This is a genomic window from Mesorhizobium sp. M0715 (assembly GCF_040320355.1).
Lineage (GTDB): Bacteria > Pseudomonadota > Alphaproteobacteria > Rhizobiales > Rhizobiaceae > Mesorhizobium.
This window is the reverse complement of sequence record NZ_JAMYPL010000018.1, coordinates 114,024-127,646: the sequence shown is the minus strand read 5'-3', so window position 1 is coordinate 127,646 and position 13,623 is coordinate 114,024. Positions and strand designations below refer to the sequence as shown.

The 13,623-nt window shown below is 57.7% G+C and carries 11 protein-coding genes; 5 read left to right on the top strand and 6 right to left on the bottom strand.

Going from position 1 to position 13,623, the window contains the following annotated elements; translation table 11 throughout:
- Positions 1–165: 165 nt before the first annotated feature.
- The 5 genes from NKI21_RS21175 to NKI21_RS21155 form a co-directional block, all read right to left on the bottom strand.
- Positions 166–396 (bottom strand): hypothetical protein, encoded by a 231-nt coding sequence (locus NKI21_RS21175; protein ID WP_023736267.1) that lies wholly within the window; start codon positions 394–396, stop codon positions 166–168.
- Positions 397–698: 302 nt separating this feature from the next.
- On the bottom strand, positions 699–3,299 hold the full coding sequence (locus tag NKI21_RS21170) for a P-loop NTPase fold protein (RefSeq protein ID WP_352867144.1): 2,601 nt from the start codon (positions 3,297–3,299) through the stop codon (positions 699–701).
- Positions 3,300–3,980: 681 nt separating this feature from the next.
- On the bottom strand, positions 3,981–5,009 hold the full coding sequence (locus NKI21_RS21165; protein ID WP_352867142.1) for a hypothetical protein: 1,029 nt from the start codon (positions 5,007–5,009) through the stop codon (positions 3,981–3,983).
- A 156-nt stretch (positions 5,010–5,165) separates the two neighbouring features.
- Positions 5,166–5,555 carry an FCD domain-containing protein gene (locus tag NKI21_RS21160; protein WP_352581817.1) on the bottom strand — a complete coding sequence of 130 codons (390 nt, stop codon included), beginning with the start codon at positions 5,553–5,555 and terminating at the stop codon, positions 5,166–5,168.
- A gap of 52 nt (positions 5,556–5,607) precedes the next feature.
- Positions 5,608–5,826, bottom strand: coding sequence for a KTSC domain-containing protein (locus NKI21_RS21155; RefSeq protein ID WP_352867159.1), 219 nt, complete (start codon positions 5,824–5,826; stop codon positions 5,608–5,610).
- Between the two features lie 678 nt (positions 5,827–6,504).
- Here NKI21_RS21155 and NKI21_RS21150 point away from each other — a divergent pair.
- From NKI21_RS21150 to NKI21_RS21140, 3 genes are all read left to right on the top strand, one after another.
- Positions 6,505–7,386, top strand: a complete 882-nt coding sequence (locus NKI21_RS21150; protein WP_352441443.1) for a hypothetical protein — start codon at positions 6,505–6,507, stop codon at positions 7,384–7,386.
- On the top strand, positions 7,376–8,698 hold the full coding sequence (locus NKI21_RS21145; RefSeq protein ID WP_352867139.1) for an AbiJ-related protein: 1,323 nt from the start codon (positions 7,376–7,378) through the stop codon (positions 8,696–8,698). Before NKI21_RS21150 ends, NKI21_RS21145 begins: the two co-directional genes overlap by 11 nt.
- 241 nt (positions 8,699–8,939) lie before the next feature.
- A complete protein-coding gene (locus tag NKI21_RS21140; RefSeq protein WP_352441445.1) occupies positions 8,940–9,416 on the top strand; it encodes a hypothetical protein in 477 nt (158 codons plus the stop codon).
- 501 nt (positions 9,417–9,917) lie between these two features.
- Here the strand turns inward: NKI21_RS21140 and NKI21_RS21135 are convergent.
- Positions 9,918–10,601 carry a hypothetical protein gene (locus NKI21_RS21135; RefSeq protein WP_352441446.1) on the bottom strand — a complete coding sequence of 228 codons (684 nt, stop codon included), beginning with the start codon at positions 10,599–10,601 and terminating at the stop codon, positions 9,918–9,920.
- A 248-nt stretch (positions 10,602–10,849) separates the two neighbouring features.
- Here NKI21_RS21135 and NKI21_RS21130 point away from each other — a divergent pair, with 248 nt between their 5' ends.
- Complete coding sequence (locus NKI21_RS21130; protein WP_352441447.1) at positions 10,850–11,443, top strand: GIY-YIG nuclease family protein; 594 nt, start codon at positions 10,850–10,852, stop codon at positions 11,441–11,443.
- Between the two features lie 435 nt (positions 11,444–11,878).
- The gene (locus NKI21_RS21125; RefSeq protein WP_352867134.1) at positions 11,879–13,603 is read left to right on the top strand and encodes a DUF6538 domain-containing protein; all 1,725 of its coding nucleotides are present in this window, start codon (positions 11,879–11,881) and stop codon (positions 13,601–13,603) included.
- Positions 13,604–13,623 lie beyond the last annotated feature (20 nt).

Genomic DNA, 13,623 nt, shown 5'->3' with positions numbered 1-13,623 from the left:
GCATCTTAACGTATCCTCAAATGCAGAAATGTCCGCGTTTCATGTTGCAACTGAGTATCCTTGGTTTTCAACGGTTTTTAATGGTGCGCGACATGAAAGGCGACATGAAACACCGCCACCAGCGGCAGCGGGCTGTTCGTTTCTCTTCTGCGGAATGAAAGTCAGTCAGTGCCGCGTGGCTGACATCGCCTCGAACATATCCCAAGCCTCATCTCGGTTTCGGTGCTTGCCGGGAATGCGGACCCAGCACTGCTTCGCAAAGATCCGAGCTTCTAGATCGTCATCAGGATGCGTATCGGTCATAAGCGCCGTCCAGTCCCACTTCCGGGCTTCGCGGCGCATCACGTCGACCACAAACCAGCCGGAAGGCGGTCGATCACGTTCGGTGGTTCGCATGGCAGTTTTCTTCTGAACGAAAGATCCATCTCGACGGTCTCTTCACCTGTGGGTGCAATGCATAGGAAGGTCAGAATCTCGCGGGAGGCGTCGGCTATGGCGCTTCAACTTGCCGTTCTTTGAAAGATCGCATCACAAAATGGTGTGGCGGTCTGAGCAACTGCCTCCCCGTTCGAACATCGCGATGATGATCATGCGTCCGCCGCAGCACGGGCACGGAAGCGCAAGCCGTCCGGTTCGGCTGATGGGTCGTTAGTGGCGGGAGGCACGGCCGCGAGCACGGGATCTGCGGTATTGTCGCATTAGATTACCTGGCTCGCGATCGAGACGGTCTCTTCGTCTTGCGTTGCCGTCGGCTCGATCTGCGCCGCCTGCTTGAACGCGTCCAAGATGCTAACAATCGAGAGACTTTCCAATGGCAGATTCGGCGTGCGGACCTGCAGCAACAAACGGAAGAGCTGGATCTTGAAGAGCAGGTTGCGGATAGCACGTGGTGACGGGCGCCTGTTGATCGCTCGGAAGTAGCCTGGCACAAGTTGCCCCAGCTCGCCGACCTCATCCTTTGTGAAGCGGACATCGCCCTCGTTGAAGGGAAACGTCGGCGCGTCTGCCTGAATGGTTTCGGCCTGAGCCGATCGTTTCCGAACCCGTTCCAGGTCCGCTCGGGCCTGCTCCTCCATCGCGACGGTCTGATCGTAGCGCTTGATCACGTCTGGGTTCTGGGCAAGTCGCTCTTCAGCCGACAGGGCTTCGAGCTTGCGGTTAAACTCCTCGGCCGCTGCGTTCTGTCGCATCCTGACGGTCTTTTCTTGCTCCGATGGGGGAAAGAAGGCATCCGCCAATCCCAGATCCCGCAAGTGCTTTGGCACCGGCTTTGAGGATGGTGCATCGATATCGACAAATGGTCGTTTCTGCCCTTCACGCACAAGTTCGATGGTCGACTTCGCACTGGCTTTGGCGGCTACCGCATTTTGCAGAACCCTTTCCGCCCTTTGCAGCTCGTCAATTCGCCGCCCTTCCGCGTCCTGCTTTTCCTGCTCTTCGCTTTCCTCAAGCTCGCGCGAGGAAAGCTTCACGGCTAAGGCCGCTACGTCGCGATCACTCAGCGCCGGGAAGCGGACGTGGCAGGCAAACAGCTTTTCGTTCTGCTCGGCAACGATCTCTTGCTTCGCAATCAGCCTGGCGTTAGCGGCACTAGCTCCGACAATGTCGGCGGCGCGTTCGTCGATCATGTCCGTGTAGTGCTTGGCAATAGCAAACGCCAGAACCCGTTCGTCGACCAGCATCAGCACTTGCAATCTGTTCCTGAGAACCGGGTCGTCGACCAACAATTTCATGTTCTCAATTACAGTCAGCATGTCGTCTGGGCTGCATCGGTCTAGGTCGTCGACGATCAACAGCACACGGTCTGGTCCGGGCGCGGAAATCCACCAGGGGCCCAGGATGGTGACCAAGACAAGTCCAATCCAGGCCAAGAGTATCCAGTTTTCCGGATTGGTTGCCGCACGCTCTTCGGATTTCTGGTTGTGCGCGCTTTTGGGCCCCACGGTTTCATTATGCAATCCTTCGCCAACGCCGCCGTCGAGGATTTGGGCGATCGCCTCAAGGCTCCGGATGAGAAAGCCACCCTCTCGGGGCTGGGGCGATGTGCACAGACCGTAGGCCCAGCCAATTGCCACGGCTGCCAATATCAGTAGGGGGAACACCAGCGTGGTCCGCACGGACCGCCTCTGCCCGTTGGTCGATGGAAACTCGCTCCTTCCGTCACCCTCCGACGGAACGTCGGGCGGTTTCTTCGTCCAAGCCGACAGCAACGCTTTCACGTCCTCCCCGACCAGTGCCAGCATACCGAGCCGCTCCGGCCCAGTGCTCAGCCTGGCGTTCTTCGCGAAAATGGCTCTGACCTTGGTTTGCACCTTGGGAGCGATTACGGCCATGTGAGCGAGCGCGCCTGTCCCGATCAGGGCTCCCAGTACAGCTGCGAGTTGCAAAGTTGCGCTGAGAGGGATCGCCAATAGGGCGAGCGACATCAGCGCGCCGACGAGCGGCCATGGCCCATAGCGAAAATGGGACGCTCTGGCCGCCAGAGCCATCCTATCGAAACTGCGCAGGCTGGCCCCCGCACGCTCGACGAGGCTCTTGTAGAGGTACACCCATGCTTCAGGCGCCTGACGGTACTTCCAGGCATTGTGGCCTACGACCTCGTAGCGCAGCTTAGCAAACGGTTGTTGGGGTGCTCCAGTCTGTGTGACGAAGTCTTCCGGGGATTCTAGCAAAGGCTTCAGCAGCCGCGTGAGCGTGGTCTTTCCGCTGCCCCATGGCCCAAAGAGGGCAAAAGTGAATTCGTCCTCAGCGCTGCGCAGGATTGTTGCCAGAGCTTCTGCGTAATCTTGAACGAAAAGCGACAACTCTTTGTCATCTGCCTCCCTGACCATCCTTGGGATGCGCCCCGCCTTAGTCTTCGCGACTCCCTTCATCCCCCTCACCAGGGCACCCAACTGCCATTCTTCGATACGCGTCGGCAGGCGAGCTTCCGGGTCATCGAGACTTCGCAGGACGATATCCGTTAGCCTTACTTCTCGCTTGCTGCCGCAGGCCTGGAAGACATGTGTCAACCCGGGACCAAGGCGGACGCCCACGAGGCTAGTTGCCGGCGCGATCCCCCTGAACAACTCAATGTCCGGTACAGGGATTTTTTGAAAGAAACTCTCGGCCGCGGCGTCGAGGCGACTGGAGAAGCCCCCCCGAACGAGCTCGCCCCAACGGCGTAATTGATCGAACTCGTCGCTCAACCGTTCGGCATCGTCAGAAACAGTAGTGGCAAGCCTGCGGGCCATAAGGAGGGTTGTCAAAAATACAGTCGACGTGGAAAGTATTTCGCGTTCTCTGACCTTCTCCGGCAAATACCTCGCGCATTCGAGCAGGACGTGGGCGCATATCGGGCTGAGGATTAGACTCTCAATTCCTAATGCCTGCTCAAAGAGGGAGGCCAAGAGGGACTCTACCCGAGTTCGAACCTCAGTGCTGGCGCCGGGTACAATTACAGTTGGCATCGCCTCCCCCGATCGCGATCTTCCTAGCCTACACTCTGATAACAGCAATTGCTCGATTTGACAGCGACGGGTCATGCACAAGTCAAATTTTCTTAAAGCATGGTATCCGCGTTCGCTTAGGCTTTTTCGGGTAATATTCGGCTTGCTACTTCGATCGGGTGCCGCATCTGCGTTTCTGATGATCCTCGGTACCATAGAGGTCCCATCGGGGCGAAATTCTGAAAGATGGCTAGACCGATACCTGCTCGTCAGGCGTTGTCCTGAAACAGGTCGGCCGCGCGGCCCAATGTCAGCGCAACATGCAAGGTGATTGATGAGCACCACGGGAGTGGTTTCCATCGATGCAAATCTGGCCGGTCGTCATCTTTGCTTCTTCTTCCATCTCGTCAGTCCGGCTCTACAACACGCATACGCCGGTAATCCCACCCGCCAATTTCAATCAGCCCCTATGCAAATAGGACAACAGGCCCAATACACTGTCTCGCGAAGCTGATGTCGGTGTGGATAAGCGGCGCGAAGCAGCTAGCCAGTCTAGTTTGTCCCCTTCAAGTTAATCGCTCTGCGATCCTGGAGACGGCGCAGCAAGGCAACGGCTCCCGGTCTTGCCCATTTCACATCTGACGCAAAGACGCCGTCTGCCACGTACGATCCACCAGCGTAGCCACTCGTGAAAGCCCAAAGGAACGGCGACGACACCTGATGGCGACGGTAGCCATAGCCATTGTATCCCTCGAGCCGATCTAGCATGTCGCCTAGGTCGAGCGTGTCAGCGTTGTCCAATTTGTAAAGCTTGATCGCGTCGATCGCGCTTGCCTCCCACGTAAACGGAGGCTGCCCCTGGAGCGGTCGTCCGGCGGGGACATGAACTGTTTGGGCCGTGAGCGGATCGCCGTTGTGAAGGTGAGTGCTGAAATCGCCTCCGGTCTCCAACATCCATACAACGCCCACGACGTACCAAGGGGCATGGGTTGCTTTGGCTACGGTTTCGAATGTCTGGCGCCCGGCCGTGATCTTGTTGGCTTCGTTGTCGATCATGGACATCTGGCTGGCGTCTAGGGAAACCTGCCAGAAGGCTTGCGCGTAGTCAGAAGGGCCGAGGAAGGATGGCACAGCACCGCTGGGGGCAGGCAAAACCGGAAAGTACTTCGTGACTGCTTTTTTCAATTTGTCGCCCGGGTCTGCAATAAGTCCAGAATCAATAAAAAACAGGTTGTTCTGTTGCGCCGCCTTCGAATCGTTGGTCCGCATGGCACTTAACAGCAGGTCTGACTTTGCCGTTTCACGCTGCAAGTCGAGATCGTTAACGGCCTTCAATCTATCTTCAGAGCGCGTTTCATAACCGTTGTAGGCGGCAACCCCGAGATTGCCCATGATCGTCACGATACCACCAATGATTAACAGGTTGAGTTGCCCATCCTTCCACCATGTCTTTTTGTTGCCATCCTGCGTTACATGTTCCGCCGTGAGCAACTTGGCTCTAGCTTCGGCCAAACGGGCCTCGCCTTCGAGCCTATCGAGGTCTGCATTGTCAGTCGATCGAGAGGACACCGTATTGCTCACCACACGCCCCTTCATCCGTTTGCAGATGCGCCAGAGGCGGCAACCACGGTAAGCCATCACTGGATAAAGGCGGCGCCGCCTTTGCTCCGATCGATACAGTTTGTGCTGGATGCGCTGGGGTTTGAAATCACGTCGAGAAGATTAAGCCAGTTCTTCTTAGGGCGCTGTGTTCGGCTTGCACGTCGCGGCCGGCCGGGTGCGAGGCGGCCAAAAGGATCGGGATGCGGTAGCGCTCCGTCGCCGCGTGGAGGCGGTCGAAGCGAATTCCAACGTCCACGGCAATTTGCACGCCGCCAACAGGGCGCGGTGGAACGCGTAATGCCTCGCCTCGAGAGTCCAGATGTCAGCCTCAGGTCCGGTGCGTCCAGCCTGGACGTTGAGGGCGTAGAGCGACGAGACGATCCCCGTCGCCCAGGCATCGTCGTCATTGCGGATCGCAGCGCGCAGCGCCTGCGTCTCGACCATCATGCGCACCGACATAGCATCGCGCAACTCGTCGAGAGAGAGTGGCACCACGCGAAAACCGCGCAGCGATTCCGCCGTCACCAGCCGCTCGGCCTGCAGGCGATTTAGCGCCTCGCGCAGCGGCGAGAAGCCCCTAATCCTTGAAACTCGCAGGTCCGACTAAGCGGTGCCGGAAGTGATTGCGGATGTGCTCGTTGAAATAACGGCCTTTGGCGAAGGCAGATTTGAACGCGGTAAAGATCTCAGGCGGTACGTCCGAGAACTCGTAGTGCTTCCCGCTGGCGACAAACCAAACCGAGAGTACCCTGTTGTTACGGTCATAGTCGAACTTGCGTATCGAGGTCGACGGCATTGAACGGCCAAGGGGAGATTCTCGCAAAGCAACGAACCAACGAGCGGCGGAGGGGTTGGTTGCGCACGAGAACTGACCAATCAGTCGTGGTGGTCGACGACGTCCGTCAGGAAACAGAGCGAAAATAGCCGCTGCAAATTTGCACGAGCACCGAACCGAGAGCCAAACAGTGGCAACATCGCAATCGGCTGGAGGCAAACGAGAGTGACTTTCCGTCCAGCATGCCATGCCCTGGCCGTGGGGGCGGTATGATTGGGGCCGCAAGTGGACTGTCCGGTTATAGGACGTGCCCAGCCGATAGATGCCCGTCGGCAGGCGACCCCATCGATCTATCGACGACAGCCTTTGGGGAAAATCAGCCGTTCGGGCAGGCCCGTTAATGCTCAACGCCGCTGTTTCTCTACGGGTGGCCGGTTGGAATTCAAAGCTGAAGCCTTTCATCACGCGCCGCGCTTCCTGTCCGCTTGTGAAACATGCGCATCCTTTGTAGATCGAGAGCAGAGCGTAATGATCTGCTGACTCCAACTGCTGTTAATTAACAATACCGCCTCGCAATTTCCTCCTGAGGTGGGGAGCGGCCTGCTGCTGGACCACGCGGAGCCTTCGAGACGCCGATCAAGCGATGCGCAGACATTGCCAGGAGGAGAACCGTGCTGAGAAGCGATGATGGGGGAAAGGGTGTCGACCTATTTTACCGATCGGGAATACGGAGCACGTCCCGCAACCATTTACGTTATTGATGCGCGTCTGTGGGCTGGCCTTTACAGCTTGATCCAGACGAGGATCGGCGACGGCTCGTTTGGCCTGCGCTTTCCGGAACAGTGTCCCGACGGCAACGGTCCGTACGGATGTGATGCTCAGGCCTTCAGCCGGGTGCTGGGCGCCGAGGTGCCGTGGATTCTGTGGCCGCTCTCCGCAAACGAAGTGCCCGATACGCCGGTGATCCTCGATCTGCTCGAGTTTTGCGCCAGCGCCGTGGGCGAACCGATCAAGGGCAGTTATCACTCCTACTTCGGCCACCATCACTTGAGCTGGAACCGCGATGCTGGCCTCACGCGATTTGTGGCGGACGTGAATCTCCTGTTTCGTCGCAACGCGGTCGCTTATGAGCTAACACCGATCGGGCAGGCTCGCCGCCTCCTCCCCCAGCCGATCGCCAATGCGCTCGGTTGGGCGATGTTTCAGACGGGCGATGCGGAAACCGACCGGCTGCTCGAAGCCGCTCGGCAACGGTTTCTCTCGCCAAAGCCCGAGGACCGGCAGGACGCGCTGGAGAAGCTGTGGGATGCTTTTGAACGGCTGAAGACGCTGGAACCCGGCGCCAATAAGCGCGCCCAGGCCGATGCGCTGCTGGACCGCGTCGCCACTCAGGACTCTGGGTTCCGGAACGCTCTTGGCCGGGAGGCTGCCGAGCTGACGACGATCGGGAACAGCTTCCGCATTCGTCATTCCGAGACGACGCAGGAGGTGCTGATCTCTCCGGATCATGTCGATTACCTGTTTACGCGGATGTTTGCATTCGTGCGCGTTATCCTGAAGGGGACGGGGCGTGGCGGATGACCTCTACGGGCTTGTCTTCGGGCTTCTGCACGGGATGGGCCACACGCAATTGAGCGAAGAGCCGGAACGGATCGCCGGGCTGGTCGTGCCAGCTCCGGAGGGCTACTCGAAGCGGCAGCGTGTCGAAGCTGCGCTCGAGAAGCTCACGCAGGAAGAGTTGGCTCAGCTGGCGCTCAAATTCGCTGCGGCCCGCGATGACATCCCGCTCGATGAAGCGGGCCGCAAGGTGCTCGAGGCGGCCGAGCCGCCGTTGACGCAGATCACACGGCGAGACGTTGCGCGGATCCTCGGCGACGATCTCGCTGGCGAGCGCAGCACCGTTGAAGTGATCGAGGTCTACTTCCCGCTTTCCTCTCCATTTGAAGCCTTCTTCGGAAGCAAGGGCCCGAGCTTGCGCGACCAGATCATCCGGCACATGGATCAACATCCCGGCGACTGGTCGGTGGAAGACCTTTTTGGAAAGATCGGGGCCTTCGATTGTTCAAGGGCCAGGTTCGGCGCTTTGCTCGAACAGGCTGTTCACCCCCTTTCCCGATCTGGCGATGAGCAGGCGAAGACGGTCGCTGCCCTGAACAAGGTCCTTTCGCGGGATGGATATGAGCTGGCCCAGGATGGCGAAATCTCCGGTCATCCGCTCTTCAGTTTTCGCTCTGTTGTGCGCGGGGTCGGTGGCAGGCCGAAGAACCTGATCTTTGCCTCGCGGGGACCAAAGCCGGAGATCGGCTTCGCGGATGCGATCAACAACGACATCGTCATACTGTCCGGCGAAGAGAGCTGCCTTGTTTACGACCGGCCGATCGGCGCGAGCGGACTTCTGTGGTCGGAGCTCGTCGCCTGGTGGGGCGAGGTTGCGCCGGGAGCAGATGCCGCAAAACTCGGGGCGCGCCTTCAGGAATCGCTGGCCTCGGGCGCGGAACGCAAGCTTTTCGCGACCTACTTCAAGTCCTATCGCTCCGCCCTCGGCGAGGAGTTGCCCGCACTCCTGCCGCAAGTCTATCTTCACTATGACCCTGCAGTGGTGAAGACCCTGCGTCATCGACTGCCTCTGCCGCGTCAGCGCATGGACTTCCTTATGTTACTTCGCAACCGTCAACGCATCGTGATCGAGGTCGATGGCAAGCACCATTTCTCGGAAAACGACCTCCCATCATTGAATGTCTATGCCGACATGGTGTCGGCTGACCGTGAACTGCGCCTTGCAGGATATGAGGTCTACCGGTTCGGCGCGAATGAACTGGTCGGTAGCGGTGCCGAGGCGAGGATCACGGATTTCTTCGAGAAGCTTTTTCGGCTGCACCGCATTCGGCAATGAGGGTGTCGGGTCTCGGGCAAAAGGATGACTTCGCGCGGTTTCACATGGTCCGCGAGCGCGTCAGCGGCAGCGATGCCGCAGCTTGGATCGGCCCTCACGCGGCCATAGGTCGGCGCGACCTCCTCGCGAGGCCAGCGCTCGACGACCGCATCGCGTTCCTGCAAGGCGCAAGGCCAGCCAGCGCGACCTCGCTTGCGGCACAACGAACGCGTACTATAACGGCCGCTCGGGGAAAGATGACATGGACCTTTTGTTAGACGACGCGCAGCTGAAGCGGGTGTGGAATCAAGAAGCCATCCCGGTCATCTTGCGACGCATCGGTAAGGGCGAGAAATTACGGGTGCGGTTGCCCTACGGAGAAGGCAATCGCAAGTGGCTGCGCAATGAACGCCGGCATCGCCCGGAATGGATCGAGGAGCTGCGTTGCTGGGACTTGCCGAAAGCCTGGCTAAATGATTTCGTCGATCGCGCGCTTGTACGCTACCGCAGCGTTTACATTATTCAGCCGTACCGCGAGCAGGAGAAATGTTCCCCTGCTTGCCTCAACGCAACTGGGCACGATTGCGAATGTTCCTGCATGGGCGAGAACCATGGTGCAGGCAATGACGGCAGCTGGTTTGAAGTATCCGAGACATTCGCAACGCGATGGGGTGGGCCTGAGCTGGCGTGTCGGCTTCTAACAGCCAAAAGTTGCGCGTCAGCAGGCGACCACGGGTAGGTCGGATTATGGGTAGTCAAGCGCGGTGAGCGGAGGCCTGCACTACACGCAGCATCCCTGTTGACAATCAACCTTGATCCATCTGCTCTGGACCATGTTCCACGATGAACCTCGCGCGCTCCAACAACTCATCGAACGTGACAATTTCTGGGCGATTGGTGTGGCGCCGGTGAAGCTCGAATGAGCGAAACTTCGGGAGATTCGTCCCACGATCAAATTGAATTCGGCCAGCGAACCGATGACGAGACAGGATCGCGGCTCGATGTTGATAGCGCTTCACCGGTCGGGTCGCCGTCCGCGGAGCTGGGCGTCAAAAGGACGAAGGCTGCCAAGTATCCGGGCGATAGCGCGAAGAAGCCAGAAGCGGCGTGTCGTGCCGCTTGATCTCCACAAAACACAGTGAACCGATAATGCGCGGGTCTTCATTAATCCATCGACGCGTTTTCCAGCGCCATCAAGCGTGTTACCGCGCACAATCTGTTCCAGTTTCCTCTCGTTAAGCTAAGAAAGAAGCTGGTACGACAGGCCGTACCGAAATATCCATGTGTTGGCCTCGAAGAAGCGTTGCCACACGTCTTCCGGTCGGCACCCGAGCCGTTGCCGTTCTGCGGAGAAGAATGCGTTGTCGTTAAGCAGTCGATCGAAGTGAGCGAGCTGCTTTCGGCGATATCCGAGTGCAACCAAATCTCTTGCCACTTCCACGTTCTGGGCCAGTTCGAGGAAAACGTCGGAATTCTTCTCGAAGATGCGACGTGCTTGCGCCTGGTTAAGCACCAGGTCGCGCACCACATCATCCGATACGTGAACCTTTGACGCGTCGTCGAGCGGTATGGTCACAAGGCCTGCGAGGAACCCGATCAGCGTGTTGATCTCCGGCCCGACCAGCGTGAAATGCTGCTTATCGTGCGGTCCTGTCCGACTAAGATGTTTCTGAATAGTCAGCGATGAGATCGATCGATCGTCCTCAAGGAACGTGGCCTTTAGCTCGTATCTTCCGGCCGGCGTTCGGCGGAGGACGACTTCGTCCTTTATCGTTCCAAATACGAGGCCGGCCTCTCCTTCTACCATGTGTGTAGCGATACGCAGATGCTGGCCGGGAGCCATTCCAGGAATACGTTTACTAATTATCGTCTTGTCAGTACGGCGTTCAAAAAACCACTTACGCTCATCGTAGTCATAACTCATTCCCCGGCCCGCCAGCGACGTTTCGGGAATACTAAAAATCGTTGGATCTCGCAGTCAGGATGCAATATCTGCGCACACCCTACACGCTGACCCCTGCAGTCCGGCCTATTGAATGGTGAAGCGCGGCGGCCGGATAGAGGATGGGCATACCCCGCCGATTTTCGGGGCGCACGAAAATTCTACCTTAACGTCTGACATGTGAGTGCGTAAGAGCCGCGTAGCTTGTTTGACATGGGAGGCGATTAGCGATGCCCATTTATTTCATCCTCGAGGAGAATAACGCCGATTGGCGGATGAAGATCGGTCGCGCGACGAACCTTAGAGGTCGTCGAGGTGCCTTACAGACCGGCAACTCGCGCCCGCTAAAGGTAGTGGGGTGGATCGAAGCGGAGAATGAGGCCGAAACGGAAAGGCGGCTCCACGAGAAATATGCAGCGCATAACATTGGCCGGCATGGAGGGAGTAGCGCCAGAGAGTGGTTCTACCTTCAACCCGCCGACATTCTCGAGGATCTGAAACGCGCGGGCATCAAGGGTTTCGTCGAAAAGAATGCAGATGCCTTTGAAGTCGTCGGTCACGATCGTGACGGCGTACCTGAATATCTCGGCGTCTGGGACTGGAGCAACCTCGAGCTTGAAGAGTGCTGCCCGTTTTGTGGCTGCTTGTGCGGCATGCACTTTCAGGACGCATCGCAGATGTTTCACTGTTTAAGCTGCGATGAACTCACCGATTTCTCACAGCCCGATTTTGACAACGAGGAAGACTATATGGCTTGGAAGGAGTACGAAGAGCGCTTGAAAGTAGGGCGTGCAAGTAAGGCGCGACGTAGCGGGTTAGCTTAACCGACGGCGGCTTTTGGGACCATTTGCACAGCGAATGAACGACCGACATCAGGCGCATTTGGGCCGCAAGCGGGCATCCGTTCTCATTGAGTGGTCTTGGGCAGCCGTGGTCTTCACTCGACCCCCTGCATGATGATAAATAACCCAAGAAGGATCTAGACCGAACCGGAAGAGACAAGGTGCAGGTGCGAGCCATTGAGAGAAATAGCAGGAACCGAACCAATCCACAGAAATATTTTGTTGGTATTTCTGTTGGTAGCAGATGCGACTAGCCTTCGTATAAGTCTCTGAAAGGAAAACGGGATTTTCTTCACTTGGATTCCGCCTCTGGGCACCATCACCTTCTTAAGGTGTTGATACAGCTGAAAAACCAGCAAAATTAAATGCTTAGGGCTACCCGAGTGCTACACACAGGTGTTACACATGGTCCTAGCTATGAGCCGTCCAACAAAACATCGCAAGACCGGCGTTTACTGGTTCCGAAAGCGGATGCCTGCCGACATTGCCGTATTGACCGGCCGCCGAGAGGTCAACAAGACGCTCGGTACGAAGGACCCCGAAGAGGCAAAGCGAAAGTACGCAGAGGTCCTCGCGGAGTTTGAACACGAATGGGCGCAGCTTCGGCTCGGAAATCGCTCGGTCTATGGAACCGACTCGGGTCGTCCTTCCGCTGCCGGTGCAGATGCGCTCACACCGCGCCTCATCACGGACCGGGAGGCGCACCTTCTTTCCACGGCCGTGCACGACGAATGGCTTGCAAAATTCTATGACAATCCGAGCGAACAACTCCACTGGCACACCGATCTGTATCAGGGGATGTGGAAAAAGTACCCGTTGCCATCAACCGATCCTGTTGCTGGAGTGGAAGGCGTCGCTGATCCCATCCCGGGGACAATGCCAATCGAGAATATCTTTTGGAAATCGATGAGGGCCGGATGCATTAGCAGGGCTGAGGCCATCCTTGCCGACAATGGCTACAGTGACGATCCGTGGAGCGTCCACAAGACTGCACGTGCAGTAGGGGCCGCTCTGCAGCGAGCTAGCTTGACGCTGCAAAGGCTTGAACGCGGAGAGTTTGAAGCAGAAGAGGAGCCCGGGCGGATTCATCGTTCGGCAAATGCCCAGCCAGCTGACGGTCGGTCGCCGAAGACGGCGGCTGCAAAGCAGAGCTCCGACGCAGCGACTTTGACTGGACTCGTGGATGGTTGGTGGAAGGAAAGCAAAGCAGCAGGCAGAAAACCGAGTACGTATGAAAGCTACAGGGACGCTTTTGCCTACCTTGCTCGGTTTCTCAAACACAATGATGCATCAAATGTCACGGCCAAGGATGTCATTGCGTTCAAAGACCATCGACTGAGCACACCGTCGCCGAAAACCGGAAAGATGATTTCCGCCAAGACGGTTAAGGATAGCAATCTCTCGGCTCTGAAAGTCGTGTTCGGCTGGGGGGTCGCAAACGGACTCGTTGGTCATAACCCGGCTACCGGTGTGACCTTAAAGGTAGGAAAACCTGCTCGCCATAGATCGAAGGGCTTTTCAGATGAAGAGGCCAAAACGATTCTTTCTGGCGCGCTATCTCATCGGCGAGGGCAGGAAAATCCGAAGACATTTGCGGCAAAGCATTGGATACCATGGTTGTGTGCGTTCACAGGAGCTCGCGTAGGCGAATTGGCCCAGTTGCGAAAGCAGGATGTAACCTCGCGCGGCGACGTTTGGGTGATTCGCATTACCCCTGAGGCTGGAACGGTCAAAACCAACGAAGCCCGCGAGGTACCCCTTCATCAGCAGGTGATCGCCCTTGGATTCCCGGCCTTTGTAGAAAGGGCTGATGACGGCCACCTCTTCTTGAATGTAGATCCGTCGGAGAATGTCCGGGGAGCTTTGCGCGGCTTGAAAAACCGGCTCGCCGAGTTCGGGCGCACCTTTGTGCCAGATCCGAACGTGGCGCCCAACCACGGCTGGCGTCATCGCTTCAAAACAATTGGCATGGAAGCTGGAATTCCACCTCGGATTCTAGATGCGATTCAGGGACAGGCACCACGGACGGTTGCCGACACCTATGGCGAGGTCACGCTCAAGACTATGGCTGCGGAGATCGCGAAGTTGCCGATCTATGATCTATGCATCCGATGCATCGGGAGCGGCTCAGATCCTGCCTAGACCCATCTTAGGGCACCCCG